Origin of the sequence: Streptomyces sp. NPDC019443 (assembly GCF_044389785.1) — a bacterium.
Taxonomy (GTDB): Bacteria; Actinomycetota; Actinomycetes; order Streptomycetales; family Streptomycetaceae; genus Streptomyces.
The window spans coordinates 94247-116437 of record NZ_JBIRYJ010000008.1; the positions used below are offsets into that span (position 1 = coordinate 94247).

The window sequence follows — 22191 nt, forward strand, 5'->3', positions numbered from 1 at the left end:
TTCCGGGTCGGTCAGTTCTGGTCCAGCCGGATGGCCACGACCAGATCGTCGCCCACCCCGACGAGCCGCGCGGCGCGTTCGTGGAGGACGAAGGTCGAGGGACTGGGGCTGAAGGTCCAGTCCTTCTTGTACGAAGCGACATTGACGGCGCCCAGCTGCGTGCCGTCCGAGCTGAAGACGTGGGAGCCATGGATGACGGGCGGGATGCGGAGCGCGGGGAACTGATTCCGCGGCTGCTCCTCCCAGCGCAGATTTCCGTCGGCCGCGGCCAGGCCCACGAGCCCGCCCTGGTACTCCGTCACGTACACCACGCCGTCCTTCACCGCCGGTGTGCCGTACGAACGGGCGTCCGCGGCGGCGATGCTGTCGCGCCCCTCGCCGAACCGCCAGGCGACGGAGCCGTCGGAGAGACGCAGAGCCAGGGCCTCGTCGGCCCCGAAGTAGACGTGCCGACCGTCCACCGCGAGCTCGCCCGGGAGGAGGACACTTGTGTCGGTCTCGCCCCTGGCCACGGTCGCCTTCCACAGCTCCGCACCCGTACGGACGTCCCTGGCGCTGACTTCGAGGGCGTTACCGGTGGTGGCCTTCCGGCACAGTACGAGCCGGCTGCCGCTGCGGGCCGAGACGATGGTCTCCTCGAGCACGCCGATCCGGTACGAACGCAGGGGCGTGCTCCACAGCTCCTTGCCCGTACTCAGGCTCACGGCCATCACGTGCCAGCTCTTCTCCTGCACCGGGCCGGGGTCGCCGGACGCCCCCTTCCTGGCGGCGAGGTAGAGCGTGCCGTTGGCGACGTCCAGCAGCTGGGCCTGCTGGACGGGCTTGTCGAACTTCCCGAACGCGGTGAGCGGCGTTGTGCGGCCATCGGTGAGGTTCACGGTGTGCGGGGACAGCTGATGGCCGTGCGAACCGCCGGGAAGCAGCACGTAGATCCGGGCTCCATCCGAGTGCAGCTGCCAGGCCTGCTTGAGGTCCTTGTTGAGCCAGCGCTGCTTTCCGCTCGTGGCGTCCAGGCTCAGGAGCCCCTCGTCGGTGGGCAGTACGACGCTGTCGCCCACTGCCATCGGCGGGATCCTCGTCACCTCGCTCTTGATCGTCCGGCGCCAGGCCTCGCGTGGGTCCTTGGCCTGCGCGGGCGGCGTGCTGGACGGGGTGTTCGAGGCTGTGGGGCTTGTGTCCGGGGCGTCGTTCTTGAGCCAGGTCCAGGTGCCGAAGGCTGCGGTGGCCGTGCCGAGGACCGACCCACCACCGACGGTGAGGAGTTTGCGGCGGGAGATGGGGCGGTGGGAGGGGACGGTGGGGCTGAGGGCGTGGTCGGCGGGGGCGGGGAGGCGGTGGGGCTGGTGCAGCCAGACCTCTGCCGCGCGGCGGGCGATCTCCGCGAGGAGGGTGTCGGGGAGGTGGTCGGCGAATTGGCCCTGGCCGTTGTGGAGTTGGGTGGAGAGTTCCAGCGTGGTGGGGCGCTGGCCGGGGTCTTTGGTGAGGCAGCGCGTGAGGATGGGGAGCAGCGACTCTGGTACGCCGGTGAGGTCGGGGTCTGCGTAGCGGACGCGGTACAGCAGGTCCGCCGGCTGGCCCGAGCCGAAGGGACCGTGGCCCGTTGCCGCGTAGGTGAGGACTCCTGCCAGTGCGAAGACGTCGCCCGCCGGTGTGTGTTCCTGGCCGGTGGCCTGTTCCGGGGACATGAAGGCGGGGGTGCCCGCTGCCGCTCCCGTACGGGTGAGGCGGTCGTCGCCCGCCGCCCGTGCGATGCCGAAGTCGATGATTTTCGGGCCGTAGGCCGTGACCATGACGTTCGAGGGCTTGAGGTCGCGGTGGACGACGTCGGAGGAGTGGAGTTGGGCGAGGGCTCCGGCGAGGGCTGCGCCGAGCGCGCGGACGGAGGTCTCCGGGAGTGGTCCGGTGAGGGTTACGGCGTCGTCGAGGGGCGGGCCGAGGACGTACTCGGTTGCCAGCCAGGGGGTTTCGGCGAGCGGGTCCGCGTCGACGACGGTCGCGCCGTGGTGGCCGCCGATGATGCGGGCCGCGTCCGTCTCCAGGCGGAATCGGGTCCGCGAGGCCGGATCCGATGCGATGCCGGCGTGCATGGTTTTGAGCGCGACCGTACGGCCGCCGGCGGAACGGGCCAGATAGACGGTTCCCATACCGCCGCTGCCCAGGCGGGCGATCAGGCGGTGGGCGGCGATCGCGACGGGATCATCGTGCGTCAGCGGGGAGAGCACCGGTCAGATCCCGGGCCCGGGAAGGAGGCAGTCATGCACGGCAGCGCATTGCTGCAGGGCTGTGCGCAGTCGTCCCATGTGTGAATCCCCCTTGGTGTCCCCAACAGAATCAGGAGCTTACTCAGCGGCTCGACAGACGTTTGGCCGGGTCGCCTGCCTCCCGGAAGGAGTTGTGGGTCACCTTGCTGCCCCGGCGGGCCAGGCAGTGAGGGCAGACGTACTCAATTGCGTACGGAAACGCGGGCGATGGCCGGGTGGTGCCGCCGAGGACCTGAATGAGTGCCGGTGCTCAGGGCAGTTAGTGATCCATACTCATCCGGGCCCGCGCCTGAACCGGCAGGGTTCGTACGACATCCCCCACGTGCGGGTGGCATGCCCGCGGAACGAGGTGCGCACCGATGACTCAGCCGCCGTATCAAGGTCCTCAGGACTGGCCGGGGCAGTACGGTCAGCCAGGACCGGAGGATGCGCGGCCCGGGGTGCCACCGGTTCCGCCTCCGCCGCCGGCGCAGCCGCCACAGGCTCCGCAGTATCCGCCGAACCAGCCCTTGCCGAATCAGCCGCTGCCGAACCAGCCCCTGCCGAACCAGCCCCTGCCGAACCAGTATCCGCAGTACGGCACGCCCTACGGGTCGTACGGTCACCCAGCGCGCGGCGGCCCGGGGCCGCCGCGCGCTGCCGCTCAGACCGCAGTCCGCTCCACGGGGATCCACAGCTCCGCGTCCGCCTGTGCCGCGTCCTGCGACAGCCGGGTGCGCAGGATCTCGGGCCCCGGCCGGCTCCGGTACGGATTGGACGGGAACCACTGCGTGAACACGTCCCGCCACAGGTACTGGAGCGCCTGCGGAAACGGCCCGGAGCTCTCGAAGACGGCCCACGTCCCGGCCGGGACGGTGAGCGCGTCCATGCCATCGGGCACAGCGGCGCGGGTCACCACGCCGTGGTAGTAATCGAGTTCGGTTCCCTCCGCGCGACTGTCGTCCAGATTGTCACTCACCGAGACGATCCCCTCCGGCACCTGATCGGACAGGCTCTGGATGCGCTGCAGCGTCTCCTGGCCGATGTCCCGGATGAAGGCGGCGATGGCGGGATTCACCCCCTCGTGCACGAGGGGGACGCGCGCCTTCCTGCCGACCACACGGAACTCCTCCTTCTCCACGACCCTGTACCGCATGCTGCTGCTCCCTTCGACGATGAGGCGGAAGGACATCCGTGGCTGGGACTGCAGACTCGCACCGGCCCGCCTGGCCTCGCCGGGACCGACGCCGTGCATGACGCGGAACGCACGCGCGAACGCCTCCCCCGAGGTGTAGCCGTAACGCACCGCGACCTCCAGCAGCGTCCGCTCCCCGGCCAGCACCTCGGCACCCGCGACCGTCAGCCGCCTGCGCCGGATGTACTCCGACAGCGGAATCCCTGCCAGCGCGGAGAACAGCCGCCGGAAGTGGTACTCCGACGTCACCACGATCCGCGCCAGGTCGGACACCTCGATCCGCTGATCAAGGTGGCACTCGATGTGCTCCATGGCCTGGTTCAGCCGCTCCAGCACCCCGGCCTCCTTCCCTTTCGATCACTCACGTTAGGAAGGACTCACCCTGCCGGACCCGACATCCTGTGCCCGGTCCGGTCGGGCCCGGTCGGGTCCGGTCGGGCCCGGCGGGCCACGGACGGCCCGCGCACACCACACCTGCCTCAGTCACAACGAGCAAACGCGGCCTAGCAGGGGCTGGACGGCGTACGCAAGAGCATCCGCGCGCGGAAGGTTGAGTGGGAGGTCTCTCGCCGGGGATTCCCCGGCTCCGTAGCGTCACGGCCATGATGGCGACGGTCGGACGCAAGGCGCTGACACTGGCGGGGACACTTCTGGGCGTGTGGGCGCTCGGTGGGTGCCAGGTGATGGGGGGCGGAGGAGGTTCCGACCCGGATCCCGCTGTCTATCTCTCGGAGGCCAGGCAGCGGCTCGATGCGCGTTCGCAGAGTGTGTACGACGGACTGGGCCTGGCGGGCGAAGTCCAGGTCAACGACATCCAGTCCACCGGTTGTTACACCACGACCTTGAGTCTCAAGGAGGAGCTGAACGGTCTCGGCATGGAGCACCGGTGGCAGATCAAGGATGTCGCCGAGGCCGACGCCGGGTCCGCGGACCGGCGGATGCGGGAGCGGATGCGCGCGGACGGCTGGGAGGTCGTCTACGACAGGCCGGGCAGCAGGGACGGGGTCGCAGGCGTCAACGTCCGGTTCAAGGATCCCGAGACCAAGGACTCGCTCAACCTCTCCTGGTGGCCCACGGCCAGGAGCCTCTCCGTGACGCAGTACGTGAACTGCACCCCGGTCGACGGCGACAGACCGGGTGCGCACGACCTCGTCACCACGTGGGACACGGACTTTCAGGGAGTACGCGCATAGCCGGCGAGTACGCGCGTGACCGGCGCCCTGGGCATGGGGCGCGGGCGGACGCGGAACGCTGGGCCGGGTACGGCAGCGGCCGCCCCCGCGCTATGGGGGCGGCCGCTGCCGTACGTACGCAGAGGCCGTGACCGGAATCGAACCGGCGTAACTCGCTTTGCAGGCGAGTCCCTCAACCACTCGGGCACACGGCCGTGTGCATCCAATACGTCGACCGTAGGCGGGGCCGGGACACCGCTCAAGGGTTCCGCTCGGGACGAAATGCGACTGCCATACGGCGTTCACGGTTCACGGTCGTACGACCAAGGGACCAGTGGGGGCCCGTCCAGAGACAGGGCCCATCCAGGGCCACGCCCCTTACTCTGAGGCTCATGACCGCCCTCGAACCCCGTGACGCCGAGGTCACGCCGCCGACCGATGACAGAGATGACAGAGACGCGGTGCCCGATGGCCAGGGCGTCCTCGGCAGGACACATCGTGCGCTCAGTGTCGGCATCGTCTCCGTCGTCGTGCTGATCGCCTTCGAGGCGACCGCCGTCGGCACCGCGATGCCGGTCGCCGCGCGGGAGCTGCACGGCATTGAGCTGTACGCCTTCGCCTTCTCCGCGTACTTCACCACCAGCCTCTTCGCGATGGTGCTCTCCGGGCAGTGGGCCGACCGGGACGGTCCGCTCCGGCCGCTCGCCACCGGGATTTCGGCTTTCGGCGCGGGGCTGCTGATGTCCGGGACCGCGGGCACGATGTGGCTGTTCATCATCGGGCGGGCCGTCCAGGGGCTCGGCGGCGGGCTGGTGATCGTGGCGCTGTACGTGGTCGTCAGCCGCGCGTACTCGGAGCGGCTGCGGCCCGAGATCATGGCGGCCTTCGCCGCGAGTTGGGTCATCCCGTCGGTCGTGGGGCCGCTCGCGTCCGGGACGGTCACCGAACACCTCGGCTGGCGCTGGGTGTTCATCGGCATCCCGGCGCTGGTCGTCTTCCCGCTGGCGCTCGCGCTGCCGGCGATCCGGCGGATGGCGTCCGGGCCCGCGGATCCCGCCGCGCCGCCGCAGCCGTTCGACGGGCGCCGGATCCGGCTGGCGCTGGGCATCTCGCTGGGCGCGGGTCTGCTGCAGTACGCGGCCCAGGACCTGAACTGGTTCTCTCTGGTCCCGGCGGCGGCGGGCGCGGCACTGCTGGTGCCGGCCGCGCTCGGGCTGCTGCCGCGGGGTACGTACCGGGCGGTGCGGGGGCTGCCTTCCGTCGTACTGCTACGGGGCATCGCGGCCGGGTCCTTCATCGCGGCGGAGTCGTTCGTACCGCTGATGCTGGTCACCCAGCGCGGTTTGTCGCCGACGATGGCCGGGCTTTCGCTGGCGGTGGGCGGGGCGACGTGGACGCTGGGCTCGTACGTACAGTCCCGGCCGCGGGTCGAGCCGTACCGGGAACGGCTGATGGCGCTGGGGATGGTGCTGGTCGCGGCATCGATCGCGACGGCGCCGAGCGTGCTGATCGCGTGGGTTCCGGTGTGGATCGTGGGGGTCGCGTGGGGCGTGGGCTGTTTCGGCATGGGGATGGTGATCGCGTCGACGAGCGTGCTGCTGCTGAAGCTGTCGGCGCCGGAGGAGGCGGGCGCGAATTCGGCGGCGCTGCAGATCTCGGACGGGCTGTCGAACGTGCTGCTGCTGGCGGCGGGCGGTGCGGCGTTCGCTGCGCTGGGCGGGGGAGCGGTGGGGGCGGCGCACGTCGCGTCGGGGGCGTCGGGCTCGTATCCGGGGGCGTTCGCGGCGGTGTTTGTGCCGATGGCGGGGGTGGCGTTGGCGGGGGCGTGGGTGGGGACGCGGCTGCGGACGCGGTGAGGCCGGGCGGGGTGAGGGTGAAGTCGCCCAAGACCCGCGCACTGTGAGGCGGGTCTCAACGAGGCCCGCCTCGCCTCGTCTGCCGTGGGGTGCGACAGTCCCACCGGTAGGGTGGCCCGGTTGTCGTACCGACCGACGTGTACCCGAGCCCGTGAACCGGAGACCGTGACTACTACCGCCTCCCACCACCTCTCACCCGCCTTCCCCGGGCGCGCCCCCTGGGGTACCGCCAACAAGCTGCGTGCCTGGCAGCAAGGCGCCATGGAGCGGTATCTCCAGGAGCAGCCACGCGACTTCCTCGCCGTCGCCACCCCCGGCGCAGGCAAGACCACCTTCGCGCTCACCCTCGCCTCCTGGCTGCTGCACCATCACGTCGTCCAGCAGGTCACCGTCGTCGCGCCCACCGAGCACCTCAAGAAGCAGTGGGCCGCGGCGGCCGCGCGGATTGGGATCAAGCTCGATCCGGAGTACAGCGCCGGGCCGCTGAGCAAGGAGTACCAGGGCGTCGCCGTCACCTACGCGGGCGTCGGCGTACGGCCCATGCTGCACCGCAATCGCTGCGAGCAGCGCAAGACCCTCGTCATCCTCGACGAGATCCACCATGCCGGCGACTCCAAGTCCTGGGGCGAGGCATGCCTGGAGGCCTTCGACCCTGCGACCCGCCGCCTCGCGCTCACCGGTACGCCCTTCCGGTCCGACACCAACCCGATCCCCTTCGTCCAGTACGAAGAGGGCAACGACGGGATCCGACGGTCCGCCGCCGACTACACGTACGGATACGGAAATGCGCTGGGCGACGGGGTCGTCCGCCCGGTGATTTTCCTCAGCTACAGCGGCAACATGCGCTGGCGCACCAAGGCCGGCGACGAGATCGCCGCCCGCCTCGGCGAGCCGATGACCAAGGACGCCATCTCGCAGGCCTGGCGCACCGCGCTCGACCCGCGCGGCGACTGGATGCCGAACGTGCTGCGCGCCGCCGACAAGCGGCTGACCGAGGTCAGGAAAGGCATCCCGGACGCCGGCGGGCTCGTCATCGCGTCCGACCAGGACTCCGCACGTGCGTACGCCAAGCTCATCCGCGAGATCACCGGCACCAAGGCGACCGTCGTGCTCTCCGACGAGACCGCCGCCTCCAAGCGGATCGAGGAGTTCAGCGAGAACGAGGACCGCTGGATGGTCGCGGTCCGCATGGTCTCCGAGGGCGTTGACGTGCCACGCCTCGCCGTCGGTGTGTACGCCACGACCATCTCGACGCCCCTCTTCTTCGCGCAGGCGGTGGGCCGTTTCGTACGGTCCCGGCGCCGCGGCGAGACCGCGTCCGTCTTCCTCCCCACCATCCCCAACCTCCTCGGCTTCGCAGGCGAGATGGAGGTCGAGCGCGACCACGTACTCGACAAGCCGAAGAAGGACGGGGACGAAGACCCGTACGCCGAGTCCGAGAAGGAACTCGCGGAGGCGGAGAAGCAGCAGGACGAGGACACGGGCGAGCAGGACATGCTGCCCTTCGAAGCCCTCGAATCCGACGCGGTCTTCGACCGGGTGCTGTACGACGGCGCCGAGTTCGGCATGCAGGCGCACCCCGGCAGCGAGGAGGAGCAGGACTACCTCGGCATCCCCGGGCTGCTCGAACCCGACCAGGTCCAACTGCTGCTGCAGAAGCGGCAGGCACGGCAGATCGCGCACAGCCGCAAGAAGCCGGACGACGAGGCGGACCTGCTGGAGTTGCCCGCCGAGCGGCGGCCCGTCGTCTCCCACAAGGAGCTGCTGGAGCTGCGCAAGCAGCTGAACACGATGGTCGGGGCGTACGTCCACCAGAGCGGCAAGCCGCATGGGGTCATCCACACCGAACTGCGACGGGTGTGCGGCGGGCCGCCGAGCGCGGAGGCGACGGCCGGGCAGATCCGGGAGCGGATCAAGAAGGTCCAGGAGTGGGCGACCCGGATGCGGTGAGCTCCGCTCGTACCCAGGTCGTACCCAGGCCCGCCCCCCACGGGCGTCCATCGAACGATTCCAGCGGTAATAGGCAGTTAAGGGCTTTTTGTCATCTAAAGTCCATCGATGTCCGGATCTGAGTCCCTGTCGCGCCCGGATTCTGGACGAGGTCTTCCGCTGAGCGAACCAGGTCGCTACTGTCCCCGCATTGCACACGCCCCGTGGCAGCGCCGCCGCGGAGCGCAGCCGGTGCGCATGGCCTGCCGGCGGCCTCTGGGTGCGTCGCCAACGGGACCGGTGTCGTAACTTCCGTAAGAGGACCGCCGTCACTCACTCCGAAGGAGAGGGCGACGTGACCGCGGAGACCTCCCAGACGCTCGACCGGGGACTACGTGTCCTCAAACTGCTCGCCGACACGGACCACGGGCTGACCGTCACCGAGTTGTCCAACAAACTCGGTGTCAACCGCACCGTTGTCTACCGTCTGCTCGCCACCCTCGAGCAGCACGCCCTCGTCCGCCGCGACCTCGGGGGCCGCGCCAGGGTGGGCCTCGGCGTAATCCGCCTCGGCCGACAGGTGCACCCGCTGGTGCGGGAAGCCGCGATGCCGGCGTTGCGCTCGCTCGCGGAAGACATAGGGGCCACGGCCCATCTCACCCTGGTCGACGGCGCGGAGGCCCTCGCGGTCGCGGTCGTCGAGCCGACCTGGACGGACTACCACGTCGCGTACCGGGCGGGCTTCCGGCACCCGCTGGACCGGGGCGCGGCGGGCAAGGCGATCCTCGCGGCCCGCCAGGGCAAGTCGAACGAGCCCGGGTACACGCTCACCCACGGCGAACTCGAGGCGGGCGCGAGCGGCGCGGCCGCGGCGCTGGTCGGGGTGACGGGGATAGAGGGGAGCGTGGGCGTGGTGATGCTCGCGGACTCGGTCCCGGAGAGGGTGGGGCCGCGGGTGGTCGACGCGGCCCGCGAGGTGGCGGACGCGCTGCGCTGACGCGGGGCCGGTGTCTGTCCGGGGTGCGGGGCTGCGGGGTGCGGGGTCCGCTGGGCGTGGTGTCTGTCCGGGGCCTGGGGTCCGCTGGGCGTGGTGTCTGTCCGGGGCCTGGGGTCCGCTGGGCGTGGTGTCTGTCCGGGGTGCGGGGTCCGCTGGGCGCGGGGCGCCCGGTGCCCCGTGGGGCGAGCATCCCCGCCCGATAGATTGACGCCGTGCTCTCCAGTCTCACGCGCCCCCGCGCCATCGCCCTCTGCGCCCTCCCCGTCGCCGCGCTCTTCGCCGCCGCCGGGCTCGCGCCGCTGCCGTACGCCGTGGCGCAGCCCGGCTCGACCGCGAACGTCCTGGGCGACGTCAAGGGCACACCCGTCATTGCCATCACCGGCGCGCCCACCCGTACGACCAAGGGTGAGCTGCTGATGACGACCATCCTCGCGACCGGGCCGTCCGCCGACGTCGACCTCGGAGATGTGGCCGGCGCGTGGTTCAGGACCGACCGCGCGGTCCTCCCGCGCGACTCCGTCTATCCGGCCGGCAAGTCCGACGAGGAAGTCGCACGGCACAACCTCAAGGACATGCGGCAGTCGCAGGCCTACGCCACCCGTGCCGCGCTCTCCTACCTCGGCAAGGACCCGGCGAAGGTGAAGGTCACCCTGCACCTCGCCGACGTCGGCGGGCCCAGCGCCGGGCTGCTCTTCTCGCTCGGCATCGTCGACAAGCTCGACGGGGACGGTGCGGGCGGAGATCTCACCGGCGGCCGCAGTGTCGCCGGTACGGGAACGATCAGCGCCGACGGCAAGGTCGGCGCGGTCGGCGGGGTGTCCCTGAAGACTCAGGCCGCGAAGCGGGACGGCGCGAGCGTCTTCCTGGTGCCCAAGGACGAGTGTTCCGACGCGCAGGCCGAACTCCCCGACGGGTTGCGGCTGATCCCGGTCACGGCCCTGAAGGACGCGGTGGAGTCCCTTCGGGCGCTGGAGAAGGGCGGCAAGGTCCCCAGCTGCTGACGGAGCCCACGGCCGGCGCTTCCGCGCCGGCGAGGCGGGCCCCCGGCAGGCACGTCCGGCGAACGGCCCCCGGCAGGCACGTCCGCGCTGGCGACCGGGCCCGCCGCGCTCATGCCATGCGCGCTGTCCGTGCGGGCTGCTGCCGCTGCACCAGGCGCAGGCCCAACTCGACGAGAGTCCAGCCCAGTTGCGTACGGAGGTTCTTCCGCGGCCGGCGGTACCTTGCGGCCTCGGCCCGCAGCTCCGCGGCGCGCAGCGCATGCAGCTGGAGATGTATGTCGGAGTGCATGTGTGGTGATCCCCTCAGTCGGTGGCGCGCGGGAAGGCATGCAGATGGAAGCGGACCTGGGCGGAGTCCTGTGTGCCGGTTTCCACTTCCAACTCCCGGTAGCTCTCGATGAGTTGGTGCATCTTCTCGTTCAGCTCATCGGTGAGCTCCGGAGTCAGCCGCAGGGTCCAGTCGCTGAGGTCCGCTGCCTCGATCCAGGGCTTCGGCCAGTCGCCCAGCGTGCCGACGAAGGTCGTCAGCTCCTGTCCGTGGATGGACGCGACCTCGTGGATGAAGAAGTTCGCGGCCCCGCGGACGGATGGATCGGGATTGCTGTAGAGGTCGTTGTTGAAGCGGATGGACTGGTACGAAGCCTTCCACCACCGCTCGCGCCCCTTGCCGTGCTCCGGGGCGTCCTCCACGAAGCCGTGCGCGGCCAGCTGGCGCAGGTGGTAGCTGGTGGCCCCGCTGGATTCGCCCAGGGCGGCGGCGAGTTGGGAGGCAGTCGCGGGACCGTCGGCACGCAGCTTCGACAGCAGCCGCATCCGCAGCGGGTGGGCGAGCCCGCGCAGGGTGCGCGGGTCGAGCTCGTGGACCTGTTCCTCGGGAATCTCCGGCATGGCACCGACTGTAGAGTTGCAAAGGAGCCTTTGCAAGAGGTTCTTTGCAACCGGTTCTTTGTAACTAGCCCTTTTTGGTCGACAGTTGACTAACCGTTCTTGATGAAGCCCTGCTCGATCAGCCAGTCCTTCGCCACCTTGTGCGGGTCCTCCCCATCCACGTCCACCTTCGCGTTCAGCTCCTGCGCGATCTGCGTCGTCAGCCGTGCGCTCAGCGGGTTCAGCAGCTCCGCGATCGCCGGCCACTTGTCGATCGTCGCGCTGTGGATCTCCGGCGCCGCGTTGTAGTTGGGGAAGAAGTGCTTGTCGTCCGCGAGCGTGTCCAGATCCATCTCCTTGATCCGGCCGTCGGTGGTGTACGCCTCGCCCAGCAGGCACGAGTTGGACTTCGTACATCGCGTCCGCGTCGCCGCCCACGATCGCCTGGCGCGCGCTGATCGAGCCGGGCAGGTTCGTACGGTCAAGCACCTCCGCGCCCGCCGCCTTGAAGATCAGGCCGATCATCTGGCCCAGGATGATGTTCTCGCTGAAGTTCTTGGAAGCGACCGTCAGCGACGCGCCCTTGAGGCCCGCAGCCGGTCAGGCCCGTCAGCGTCAGTGTGAAGGCGACCGCCCCGCTCAGCGCGGTACGCACGTACCGCATCACGCCTCCAGTCCGCGCGGCGTCAGCGCCAGTTGAGCGGCAGCTCCACCCGGAACAGCCGGGCGGTCCGGGACATCCCGATGCCCCTGGCGGCATCCACCAGGGAGGGGTCAACGCCGCGCAGCCCCACGATGGCGTTACGGACGATGGGCAGCAGCCCGTACAGCGTCAGGGCGATCACCGTGGGCGGCACGCCCAGGCCCACCATCGGGATCAGCAGACCGATCAGGGCGAGGGAGGGGATGGTGAGGAAGGCGGCCGTGGAGGTGATGGCCAGATTCCCGCCCCAGGTGCTGCGGTAGGTGAGCAACGCGATCAGGATGCCCAGCAGGGTGGCGATGACCATGCACTGGAAAACGGCGCTGACCTGCTGGAAGGCGTCGGTGAACAGCTGCTGGTGGTGACCCGCGAGATAGCCCCGGAAGCTCACACCGCTTCAGCTCAGACCTCGTCGTCCTCCGCGGCCTGCTCCACCAGCGGAATGATCCGCAAGGCGACCGGATTCTCCATGACGATCGCCGTGGACGCCCGCACGATGCCATCAAAACCGACAACCCGGTCGATCACACGCTGAAGATCGGCGTTGGAACGGGCGACGAGCCGGCAGAGCATGTCACCGTGACCGGTGGTGGTGTGCAGCTCCAGCACCTCTGGGACGCCGTCCAAATGGGCGCGGACGTCCGCGCCTTGTCCCTGCTTGATCTCCAGCGTCGCGAAGGCGGTGACGGGGTAGCCGAGCGCCGCCGGATCGACGTCCGGGCCGAAACCGCGGATGACGCCATTTGACTGAAGGCGGTCCAGGCGGGCCTGCACGGTGCCGCGGGCCACACCGAGGCGGCGAGACGCCTCGAGCACACCTATCCGCGGCTCGCGCGCCAGCAGGACGATGAGCCGGCCGTCCAGATGATCGATCGCCATGAGTGTCTCCCGAATGGTCATCCTGTACAGATAGCCCCTTCATAGTGCGCATACGCTATGCAGATTGCCCAGAGGAAACTCAAACTATTGCGCACCTTGTGGATCGGAGGGAGTCTGCGGTCATGACTGAGACCATCGATCACACCCCGGACACCGCGCGCAAGGCAGACCCCTTCCCGGTGAAGGGAATGGACGCGGTCGTCTTCGCTGTCGGTAACGCCAAGCAGGCCGCGCACTACTACTCCACTGCCTTCGGCATGAAGCTGGTCGCGTACGCCGGACCGGAGAACGGCAGCCGCGAGACCGCGAGTTACGTGCTGACCAACGGCGCCGCGCGCTTCGTCTTCACTTCCGTCATCAAGCAGTCCACCGACTGGGGCCGCTTCCTCGCCGAGCATGTGGCCGAGCACGGCGACGGCGTCGTCGACCTGGCCATCGAGGTGCCGGACGCGCGGGCCGCGTACGCATACGCCACCGAGCACGGCGCCCGCGGCATCACCGAGCCGTACGAGATCAAGGACGAGCACGGCACTGTGGTGCTGGCCGCGATCGCGACGTACGGCAAGACCCGGCACACGCTGGTCGACCGCTCCGGCTACGACGGTCCGTACCTGCCGGGCTTCGCCGCCGCCGCCCCGATCGTCGAGCCGCCCGCCAAGCGCACCTTCCAGGCCATCGACCACTGCGTCGGCAATGTCGAACTCGGCAGGATGAACGAGTGGGTGGCCTTCTACAACAAGGTCATGGGCTTCACCAACATGAAGGAGTTCGTGGGCGACGACATCGCCACCGAGTACTCCGCACTGATGTCGAAGGTCGTCGCCGACGGCACGCTGAAGGTGAAGTTCCCGATCAACGAGCCGGCGATCGCGAAGAAGAAGTCGCAGATCGACGAGTACCTGGAGTTCTACGGCGGGGCCGGCGTCCAGCACATCGCGCTCGCCACGAACGACATCGTCGCGACGGTACGGTTCATGCGCGCGGCGGGAGTTCAGTTCCTGGACACGCCCGACTCGTACTACGACACGCTCGGCGAGTGGGCGGGCGAGACCCGCGTGCCCGTCGAGACGCTGCGCGAGCTGAAGATCCTCGTCGACCGCGACGAGGACGGCTATCTGCTGCAGATCTTCACCAAGCCCGTGCAGGACCGGCCGACGGTCTTCTTCGAGATGATCGAGCGGCACGGTTCGATGGGCTTCGGCAAGGGCAACTTCAAGGCGCTCTTCGAAGCGATCGAGCGCGAGCAGGAGAAGCGCGGAAACCTGTAGCGGTTGGCCTGCCAGTACCTGCGGCCCCACGGATCCTGACCCGTGGGGCCGCAGAACTGCTTACGATCGGCCGCGTGTGCGCATACGTCATGGTCGCTGAGGACGACGAGAAGCAGGCCGAACTGGTCCGCCGTTATCTGGAACGGGAGGGCCATGCCGTCACGCTCGTACGGGACGGCCGCGCCGCCATCGAATCCGTCCGGCACAGAGCCCCTGACCTGCTGGTCCTCGATGTGATGATGCCGCGGGCCGACGGCCTGGATGTGCTGCGCGTGCTGCGGGCCGAGGCCCGCGAGCTGCCGGTGCTCATGCTCACGGCCCGCAGCACGGAGGACGACCTGCTTCTCGGGCTCGACCTCGGCGCGGACGACTACATGACCAAGCCGTACAACCCACGGGAGTTGATGGCCCGGGTCCGCACGCTGCTGCGCCGCACCCGCCTCTCCGGCGGCGTGGGCCCGGCCGCCGCCGCGCTGCCGGTGGGCACGCTCGTCGTCGACCCGGACCGGCACGAGGTGACCGTCGACGGCGGCCATATCGACTGCACGCCCGGTGAGTTCCGCATTCTCGCGGCGATGGCCGCCGAGCCGGACCGGGTCTTCACCCGGCAGCGGCTGCTGGAGGAGTTGCACGGCTTCGACCGGTACATCAGCAACCGCACCGTCGACGTCCACATCATGAACCTGCGCAAGAAGATCGAGCAGGCCCCGCGGAGCCCCGCCCGCCTGCTCACTGTGTTCGGCGTCGGCTACAAACTGACCGACCCCGCGAGGAGCGCGACCCGTGCCTCGTCGTAGGCAGGGCAAGCGGCTGCCGCTGCGCAAGAGCCTGCTCGGCCGGCTGCTGGCCGTGTCCGCGCTGGTCGCCGCCTGTTCGGTGGCCGCCACCGCGTGGCTGGCCGTGCAGACCACCTCCGGCGCGATCAAGCAGGAGCAGGGACAGAACCTCGCCGACGACGCCCGGATCTACCAGACCCTGCTCGGCCATGCGGCGAGCCACCTGCGATGGGACGGGGTCGATGGGACCGTACGCGACCTGGCGAGGCAGACCGGCCGGCGGATTGCTCTGACCACCCCGCAGCGGCAGCTCCTCGCCGACTCCGCCACCCAGGCTTCGCCGCCCGCGCTGCCGCCCCAGGCCTCGGCGATCGTCGACCCGCTCGCCGCGGACACCGCTCTCGCGTCGGCGGGTCAGCAGAGTTCCGGTACCACGGCGGACCGCATCGACCCGCGCGCCGTCGGGCCGTTCCGGCTGCCGACGGCGGAGCGGGACCGGCTGCGCGAGAGCGCGGACCGTGGCGTGGAGTGCCTGCGCCAGTACGGCATCGCCTCGGACGTCGTCGTAAGCCCCAGCGGACGTCCGCGCATCCAGATCGTGGGCAACGGCGTCGGGCGCATCGAGGGCACCAGGTGCGCGACCGACGCCCTGGACGCGCCGACCGCCACCGAGAAGAAGGCGCTCACCGCCCTCAATCAGCTGGCGAACGCCTGCCTGGACCGCCAGGAACTCGCGCACGTACAGCTGAATCCGGACCTGTCCTGGACGACGAATCCCGCGCCGAGCGCGCCGAGCGCGCCGACCGTCCGCGGCCCCAGTGACAACGACCGGGCCGTCGCCTCCTGTGTCTCGGCCGCGCGCCGCGAACAGCTCAGCTCCCATGTCGCCTCGCCCGCGCTGCTGTTCATCGGCGACGCCGACAGCGCGACCGTCCCCGGCTTCGACCTGTCCCCGGCCAACACCGCCCGGATCGCGGGCGCGGCGGCGCTCGTACTGGCCCTCACTGTGGGCGCGTCCGTGCTCGCCGCCACCCGGCTCGTACGGCCGCTGCACGCGCTGACCGGCGCGGCACAGCGGATGAAGGACGGCCACGAGTCGTCCCCGGTCCCGGTCACCGCGGACAACGAGATCGGGCGGCTGGCCGCGGCCTTCAACGACATGTCGGCGCACCGGGCGCGCCTGGAAGAACAGCGCAAGGCGATGGTCAGCGATGTCGCCCATGAACTGCGCACCCCGCTCAGCAATATCCGCGGCTGGCTGGAGGCGGCGCAGGACGGCCTCGCCGACCCGGACCCCGCCTTCGTCTCCTCCCTGCTGGAGGAGGCGATGCAGTTGCAGCACATCATCGGCGACCTTCAGGACCTGGCGCAGGCGGACGCGGGCGCGCTGCGTCTGCACCCCGAGCCGGTCCGGATCGAGGAGCTCCTCGGACAGGTCGCCGCGGCCCACCAGAATCTCGCCGAGACCGCGGGCGTCACGCTGACGGCGCCGACGGGGCCGCCCCAGGGCCGGGTCCCGGCCCCCGCGCTGAGTGCCGATCCGGTCCGGCTGCGGCAGGCCGTCGGCAATCTGGTCTCCAACGCGGTACGCCACACCCTGCCCGGCGGCGGCGTCACCCTTCGCGCGTACGGCTCAGCGACCGGCTGCGAGGTGGTCGTCGACGTCGCCGACACGGGAAGTGGCATACCGGCCGAGGACCTTGCGTACGTCTTCGACCGCTTCTGGCGGGCCGAGAAATCCCGCAGCCGGCGCACCGGCGGCAGCGGTCTGGGGCTCGCGATCGTCCGCAAACTCGCGGAGGCGCACGGCGGCACTGCGCACGTGGAGAGCACGGAGGGGCAGGGCTCGGTCTTCACGCTGCGGATACCGGCCGCGGGCCCTGATGGAGCCCGGATGGGAAATGGGATGACGACTCCGAGCGGTGATGGCCCCGACGCGGTGATAGCCCCGACGCGGTGACGACTCCGACGCGGTGACGACGCTGATGCCATGACCACAGCGTTCTGACAGCTTCTTCATAACTTCGCGCCAGCCTGTCGCCATCACCACCAAGGCCGAGCTGGAATTGGAGCTGTCCCATGTCCCACCGTCTTTCCCTGCGTGCACTCGCCCTCGCCACCGCCGTGGCCGGCGCGCTGATCCTCCCGTCCACGACGGCCTTCGCCGACACCACGCCCTCGCCGCGGGCGACCGAGCGGACGCCGGCGCCCTCCAAGGGCGGCGACACCGTCACGGCCCCGCGGGACCGCGGGCCTTCGGCCGCGCCGCGCGGCGGCGTGGCCGCCGGGGACAGGCGCACCCCCGCACCGGCCTCGGATCAGGTCTCGCAGCGGCGCTCAGCCGCGCCCCGGGGCGGTGTGAACGCCGGTGAGCGGCCGGCCGGGAACGAGTTCGGCACCACTGCCGCCCTCGCCGGATCGGCCGCCGCGCTCGCCCTGGTCGCGGGCGCGGGCACCGTCGTGGTGCGCCGGCGCGCGGCCGCTCATCGCGCCGGCTGACACCCGCAGCGGCGCGGCCCTCGGGCGGCGCCGCTGCGTTCGTCCCCGTCTGCCGTCCCCGTTCGCCCTCCCGTCCCTGGAGAGTCATGCCCCGTACGCACCACCTGGCGCGGTGCACCGGCGCGCTGGTCGCGCTTGCCTGCATCGCGCTGGCGGGCTGTTCGGCCGGCGCCGTGGAGACGACGGTCGACTCGGCCTCCCGCGCCCCCTCACGTACTGCGTCCGCCTCCACAGCCCCCGGCGAGCCTGCCCAGGTGGCCATCCCGTCGATAGGCGTGGCGAGTTCCCTGATGCGGCTCGGCCTCAACAAGGACGGCACGGTCCAGGTCCCGCCGGCGGACAAGGGCATGACCGCGGGCTGGTACACCGGCGGCGCCGTCCCCGGCGAACGCGGGGCCGCGGTGATCATCGGCCACAACGACACCCGCTTCGGCAAGGCGGTCTTCCACGACCTCAAGAAGATCACCAAGGGAGCGGACATCGCCGTACGGACGACTCGGGGGACGACGGCCCACTTCACGGTCACCGGCACCGAGACGGTCAGCAAGAGCGCGTTCCCGACCGAGAGGGTCTACGGCGCGACCGGCGAACGCGCGCTGCGCCTCATCACCTGCTCCGGGGACTTCGACGAGCAGGGCCACCCGGTGGACAACCTCATCGTCTACGCCACCCTGCGCTGACGCCGGTCCGCGGCGTGAAACTGTCACCGCGGACCGGCTGGTTGGGGCCGGGACCCCTCACTCGCTCTCCTGCGACGGCGTCGGGCTCGCGGAAGGCTCCACCGTCTCCACGCTCTGCTCCGGCGACGACGACTGCGTCACCGGGGCGGCGTCCGAGCGACTCGCGTCCGACGGCGGCGAAGCCTCCTCGTTCTCCGAAGCCGCACCTTCACCCGATGCCGATGCCGATGCCGATGCCGGTGGCGAAGCCGATGGCGAAACCGAATCCGGACCCGCCTCCGCCTCCATCTCCATCTCTTCGGGGTCGTAGCCCAGCACGTCCTTCGGCCCGCCCGGCGGCGGCTCCCCCAGCATGTCCAGCGCCTCCCTCGCCGCCGGTGCCAGCAGGGGCGAGAAGTACGGGTTGATCCGCACCGCCTCGGCGAGGTGGCGGCGGGCCGGGCCGGGCAGGTCCAGGGCGCGTTCGATCTCGCCGCGGTGGTACGCGAAGAGCGGGCTCCGCAGCCCCTGGTCCGTCGCAGTCTTCGCGTAGGGCAGCGCATCCGTCGCCCTGCCCGTGCGGTACAGCGCCCAGCCCAGCGCGTCCGCCACGTACATGCTCCGGTGCCCCCGGTCCCACTCGGCCTGCAGGCGTTGGACCGCCGTCTGCGGATCGCCGTGGTCCGCCTCGAAGAGGCCGAGCACGAGCTCCTCGTTCACCCCGTCGATCCCCGCCCGCTCCGCCCTCTTCCGCAGCTTCTCGTACTGAGACGCCGCATCCCCGTCCAGCCCCAGCGACTGGTACAACTCGCCTGCCTCCAGGGTGTATTCGGGCAGCTGCGCACGGTCGAACGCCGACTGGTAGTCGCGGAAAGCCTCATCCGTACGGCCCAGCGCCGCCAGCGCACGCCCTCGTGACGCCAGCGACGGATGGTGGTCCGGCGCCAGCTTCAGCGCCATGTCGTACTCCTCGATCGCCTCCTCCGGCTCGCCCCGCTCCCATGCCAGGTCACCCAGCCGGTGCAGCGCGACCGCCTTCTCCGCGGGCGACTCGGCGCTGCCCACCGCGTCGTACGCCTTCGCCGCCGCGTCCTCGCGCCAGCCGCGCTCGCGGTAGACCTGGGCCATCCGGCCGAGCGTCTGCGCGCCCGGGCGCAGCTTCGTGAGCTTGTCCATCGCCTTGTTCACGGCCTTGTAGTCCCCGAGCCCGCTGTACGCGTCGATCAGCACCTGATACGCCGTCCACCGCTTCGGCTTCTGCTCCGCCGCGCTCTCGCCCAGCGTGCGCGCCTTGGCGAAGTCGTGCCGGGCGTTGGCCAGCGACGCGAGCCCCACCAGCGCGTCGACGTTCCCCTCTTCGCCCGGCAGCACGTCCAGCGAGCGCTGCAGCGCCTCCTCCGCCTGCGTGTAGTACGCCGGCTCCGCCAGCCGGGAGCCCCGCTCCACATACGCCGACCCCAGTACCGCCCACGACTCCTCGTCCCGCGGGTGCGCCCGTACCCATCGCTCCCGGTCCTCGATCAGCGCGGTCAGATCCAGCATGCTGGCAGGTGCGCCCGCGCCCACCGCAGCCATCGCCCGCCCGGCGGCGCCCGGCGTGGGCCGCGGTCCCGCGTTGCCCCACCCGGGCGCGAGCGTGATCACCCCGACAACCAGCGTCGCTCCGACCAGCGTGCTGATCGTGGCGTTCTTCACGTGTTCGCTCTTCATGGCGCTCACTGTGCGCCAGCGCGCAGTCAATACGAAGAACACACCCCGCCCCGCGAGGCTGAAGGCCGACGGGTTCACACCGATGGCCCCCCGGTGCGAGGCTTGCACCATGGACGATCTTCTCGAGCGGCTGCGTACCGGTCTGTCTGCCGAAGCCCTGATCACCGACCCCGACGTCACGGTCTCGTACGCCAACGACATGGCGAGCTTCTGCGCGGCGGGCACCCCCGCCGTCGTCGTCCTGCCGCACACCGTCGAGCAGGTCCAGCACGTCATGCGCACCGCGACCGCGCTGCGCGTCCCCGTCGTCCCGCAGGGCGCCCGCACGGGCCTGTCCGGCGGCGCCAACGCCTCCGACGGGTGCATCGTGCTGTCCCTGACGAAGATGGACCGGATCCTGGAGATCAGCCCGGTCGACCGGATCGCGGTCGTCGAGCCGGGCGTCGTCAACGCCGTGCTGTCCCGCGCGGTGGGCGAGCACGGCCTGTACTACCCGCCGGACCCCTCCAGCTGGGAGATGTGCACCATCGGCGGCAACATCGGCACCGCGTCCGGCGGCCTGTGCTGCGTCAAGTACGGAGTAACCGCCGAGTACGTACTCGGCCTGGATGTCGTCCTCGCCGACGGCCGCCTGATGACCACCGGCCGCCGCACCGCCAAGGGCGTCGCCGGCTACGACCTGACCCGCCTCTTCGTCGGTTCAGAAGGCAGCCTCGGCATCGTTGTCAAGGCCGTCCTCGCGCTCCGCCCGCAGCCTCCCGCTCAGCTCGTGCTCGCCGCCGAGTTCGACTCCGCTGCCGCCGCCTGCGAGGCCGTCTGCTCGATCATGGAGCGCGGTCACACCCCCTCGCTGCTCGAGCTTATGGACCGTACGACCGTCCACGCCGTCAACGCCATGGCGAACATGGGCCTGCCCGACTCCACGGAGGCACTCCTCCTCGCCGCCTTCGACACCCCCGACCCCACCGCCGACCTGGCCGCCGTCGGCGCGCTGTGCAGCGCGGCGGGCGCCACTGAGGTCGTCCCGGCCGACACCGTCGCCGAGTCCGAACTCCTCCTCCAGGCCAGGAGGTTGTCGCTCACCGCCCTGGAGACCGTCAGATCGGCCACGATGATCGACGATGTCTGCGTACCGCGCTCGAAGCTCGGCGCGATGATCGAGGGCACGGCCGCCATCGCCGAGAAGTACGACCTCACCATCGGCGTCTGCGCGCACGCGGGCGACGGCAACACCCACCCCGTCGTCTGCTTCGACCACACCGACGCGGACGAATCCCGGCGCGCCCGCGAGTCCTTCGACGAGATCATGGCTCTCGGCCTGGAGCTCGGTGGGACCATCACCGGCGAACACGGCGTCGGCGTACTGAAGAAGGAGTGGCTGGCACGCGAACTCGGCCCGGTGGGCGTGGAGATGCAGCGCGGCATCAAGCAGACCTTCGACCCGCTCGGCATCCTCAATCCGGGCAAAATCTTCTGAGTCCGCAGCCCTACGACTCATGCCCGATGGTCCGGACACCGCTCTGCGCATAGCGTGAAGGGAGAGGTCAAACCGCCTCACACCGCAGAGGAGGAGCCGTGCCCGCACGCCTTGACCACACCATCGTTCACAGCCGCGACCGGTTCGCCGGCGCCCGCTTTCTCGCCGAGCTGATAGGGGAGCCGGAGCCCAAGCCCTTCGGCCCGTTCGCCAGTCTGCCGCTGGACGGCGGCGTCACTCTCGACTATCTCGACGAACGTGGCCGCATAACCTCCCAGCATCTGGCCTTCCTGGTCTCGGAGGACGAGTTCGACGAGATTTTCGGCCGGATCACCGACCGTGAACTGCCGTACTGGGCCGACCCCACACATGACAAGCCGCAGCAGATCAACCACCTTTTCGGCGGCCGCGGGGTGTACATCGACGACCCAGACGGCCACTCCATCGAATTCATCACGCATACGTACGTCACCGACTGACCGCTACTGGTTGTCACTCTGCGACGACTCGTCCGAAGGCCAGGCGTTGGGCAGCCACAGATCGTCGGCCGCGGTGGGCGCGAGAAGTTTGGCGAGGCCGTCGTCGATGTCGAGGTGCTCGGACTCGGAGCCCGGAGGAATCACCCGCAGGGTCCGCTCCAGCCAGTTGGACACCACGGCGGCGGGCGCTTCGAGCAGTGCGTCACCATCGGGGGAGCTCAGGGCCATCAGCACCACGCCGTGGTCCTCGACCTTGGTCGGCCAGATCCGGACGTCTCCCTCGCCGCACGGCCTGAACACCCCCTTGACCAGCAGCTCGCGGGCGAAGGCCCACTTGACGGGGTTGTCGGAGCCGATGTGAAAGGCGATGTGCACGGCGTACGGGTCGTCCGTGCGGTAGGTCAGCCGGGCCAGGACGGGGATGCTGAGCTCGGGCGACAGCACCAGTTGGAGCTCCAGCTCACGTTCCACCACGGTGTGCATG

19 protein-coding genes, 1 tRNA gene and 2 pseudogenes are annotated in these 22191 nt (G+C 70.3%); 12 read left to right on the forward strand and 10 right to left on the reverse strand.

The window, feature by feature from the left end; all coding sequences use genetic code 11:
• Positions 1-11 precede the first annotated feature (11 nt).
• Positions 12-2222: a PQQ-binding-like beta-propeller repeat protein gene (locus tag ACH492_RS24525; protein ID WP_398989829.1), complete on the reverse strand. Its 2211-nt coding sequence runs from the start codon at positions 2220-2222 to the stop codon at positions 12-14.
• Positions 2223-2904: 682 nt separating this feature from the next.
• On the reverse strand, positions 2905-3771 hold the full coding sequence (locus ACH492_RS24530; RefSeq protein ID WP_398989830.1) for a GyrI-like domain-containing protein: 867 nt from the start codon (positions 3769-3771) through the stop codon (positions 2905-2907).
• Positions 3772-4037: 266 nt separating this feature from the next.
• On the opposite strand from ACH492_RS24530, the gene ACH492_RS24535 reads away from it, so the two are divergent.
• Positions 4038-4628 carry a hypothetical protein gene (locus ACH492_RS24535; RefSeq protein WP_398989831.1) on the forward strand — a complete coding sequence of 197 codons (591 nt, stop codon included), beginning with the start codon at positions 4038-4040 and terminating at the stop codon, positions 4626-4628.
• A gap of 122 nt (positions 4629-4750) precedes the next feature.
• On the opposite strand, the gene ACH492_RS24540 is transcribed toward ACH492_RS24535, so the two are convergent.
• Positions 4751-4822 (reverse strand) — tRNA-Cys (locus ACH492_RS24540).
• A gap of 177 nt (positions 4823-4999) precedes the next feature.
• Between ACH492_RS24540 and ACH492_RS24545 the strand changes: the two genes are divergently transcribed.
• The 4 genes from ACH492_RS24545 to ACH492_RS24560 all read left to right on the forward strand — a co-directional run bounded on the left by ACH492_RS24545 (position 5000) and on the right by ACH492_RS24560 (position 10390).
• The gene (locus ACH492_RS24545) at positions 5000-6463 is read left to right on the forward strand and encodes an MFS transporter (protein WP_398989832.1); all 1464 of its coding nucleotides are present in this window, start codon (positions 5000-5002) and stop codon (positions 6461-6463) included.
• Between the two features lie 165 nt (positions 6464-6628).
• A complete protein-coding gene (locus ACH492_RS24550) occupies positions 6629-8413 on the forward strand; it encodes a DEAD/DEAH box helicase (RefSeq protein ID WP_398989833.1) in 1785 nt (594 codons plus the stop codon).
• A 334-nt stretch (positions 8414-8747) separates the two neighbouring features.
• Complete coding sequence (locus tag ACH492_RS24555) at positions 8748-9389, forward strand: IclR family transcriptional regulator (protein ID WP_398989834.1); 642 nt, start codon at positions 8748-8750, stop codon at positions 9387-9389.
• Between the two features lie 212 nt (positions 9390-9601).
• On the forward strand, positions 9602-10390 hold the full coding sequence (locus tag ACH492_RS24560) for a S16 family serine protease (protein WP_398989835.1): 789 nt from the start codon (positions 9602-9604) through the stop codon (positions 10388-10390).
• Positions 10391-10499: 109 nt separating this feature from the next.
• Here ACH492_RS24560 and ACH492_RS24565 read toward each other — a convergent pair whose 3' ends face one another.
• The 5 genes and pseudogenes from ACH492_RS24565 to ACH492_RS24585 form a co-directional block, all read right to left on the reverse strand.
• Positions 10500-10679, reverse strand: coding sequence for a hypothetical protein (locus ACH492_RS24565; protein ID WP_398989836.1), 180 nt, complete (start codon positions 10677-10679; stop codon positions 10500-10502).
• Between the two features lie 14 nt (positions 10680-10693).
• A complete protein-coding gene (locus ACH492_RS24570) occupies positions 10694-11278 on the reverse strand; it encodes an ArsR/SmtB family transcription factor (protein WP_398989837.1) in 585 nt (194 codons plus the stop codon).
• 89 nt (positions 11279-11367) lie between these two features.
• Positions 11368-11845 (reverse strand): annotated as a pseudogene (locus tag ACH492_RS24575) (glycine betaine ABC transporter substrate-binding protein); the annotation flags it as partial.
• Positions 11846-11949: 104 nt separating this feature from the next.
• Positions 11950-12351 (reverse strand): annotated as a pseudogene (locus ACH492_RS24580) (ABC transporter permease); the annotation flags it as partial.
• Positions 12352-12362: 11 nt separating this feature from the next.
• Positions 12363-12839: an Lrp/AsnC family transcriptional regulator gene (locus ACH492_RS24585; RefSeq protein ID WP_398989838.1), complete on the reverse strand. Its 477-nt coding sequence runs from the start codon at positions 12837-12839 to the stop codon at positions 12363-12365.
• A gap of 122 nt (positions 12840-12961) precedes the next feature.
• Here ACH492_RS24585 and hppD point away from each other — a divergent pair, with 122 nt between their 5' ends.
• From hppD to ACH492_RS24610, 5 genes are all read left to right on the forward strand, one after another.
• Positions 12962-14107, forward strand: a complete 1146-nt coding sequence (gene hppD / locus ACH492_RS24590; RefSeq protein WP_307663133.1) for a 4-hydroxyphenylpyruvate dioxygenase — start codon at positions 12962-12964, stop codon at positions 14105-14107.
• Between the two features lie 89 nt (positions 14108-14196).
• Complete coding sequence (locus tag ACH492_RS24595) at positions 14197-14904, forward strand: response regulator transcription factor (protein ID WP_398990032.1); 708 nt, start codon at positions 14197-14199, stop codon at positions 14902-14904.
• A complete protein-coding gene (locus ACH492_RS24600) occupies positions 14891-16843 on the forward strand; it encodes a sensor histidine kinase (RefSeq protein ID WP_398989839.1) in 1953 nt (650 codons plus the stop codon). Before ACH492_RS24595 ends, ACH492_RS24600 begins: the two co-directional genes overlap by 14 nt.
• 119 nt (positions 16844-16962) lie before the next feature.
• On the forward strand, positions 16963-17382 hold the full coding sequence (locus ACH492_RS24605; protein WP_398989840.1) for a hypothetical protein: 420 nt from the start codon (positions 16963-16965) through the stop codon (positions 17380-17382).
• 86 nt (positions 17383-17468) lie between these two features.
• The gene (locus ACH492_RS24610; RefSeq protein ID WP_398989841.1) at positions 17469-18062 is read left to right on the forward strand and encodes a class F sortase; all 594 of its coding nucleotides are present in this window, start codon (positions 17469-17471) and stop codon (positions 18060-18062) included.
• A gap of 57 nt (positions 18063-18119) precedes the next feature.
• Here ACH492_RS24610 and ACH492_RS24615 read toward each other — a convergent pair whose 3' ends face one another.
• Complete coding sequence (locus ACH492_RS24615) at positions 18120-19751, reverse strand: tetratricopeptide repeat protein (protein ID WP_398989842.1); 1632 nt, start codon at positions 19749-19751, stop codon at positions 18120-18122.
• 109 nt (positions 19752-19860) lie between these two features.
• Here ACH492_RS24615 and ACH492_RS24620 point away from each other — a divergent pair, with 109 nt between their 5' ends.
• Both ACH492_RS24620 and ACH492_RS24625 read left to right on the forward strand, forming a co-directional pair.
• Positions 19861-21228 (forward strand): FAD-binding oxidoreductase, encoded by a 1368-nt coding sequence (locus ACH492_RS24620; RefSeq protein ID WP_398989843.1) that lies wholly within the window; start codon positions 19861-19863, stop codon positions 21226-21228.
• 98 nt (positions 21229-21326) lie between these two features.
• Positions 21327-21707: a VOC family protein gene (locus tag ACH492_RS24625; RefSeq protein WP_398989844.1), complete on the forward strand. Its 381-nt coding sequence runs from the start codon at positions 21327-21329 to the stop codon at positions 21705-21707.
• A 3-nt stretch (positions 21708-21710) separates the two neighbouring features.
• On the opposite strand, the gene ACH492_RS24630 is transcribed toward ACH492_RS24625, so the two are convergent.
• Entirely contained in the window at positions 21711-22190 is a 480-nt protein-coding gene (locus ACH492_RS24630) for an SsgA family sporulation/cell division regulator (RefSeq protein WP_398989845.1), read from the reverse strand.
• Between the last annotated feature and the right edge of the window lies 1 nt (position 22191).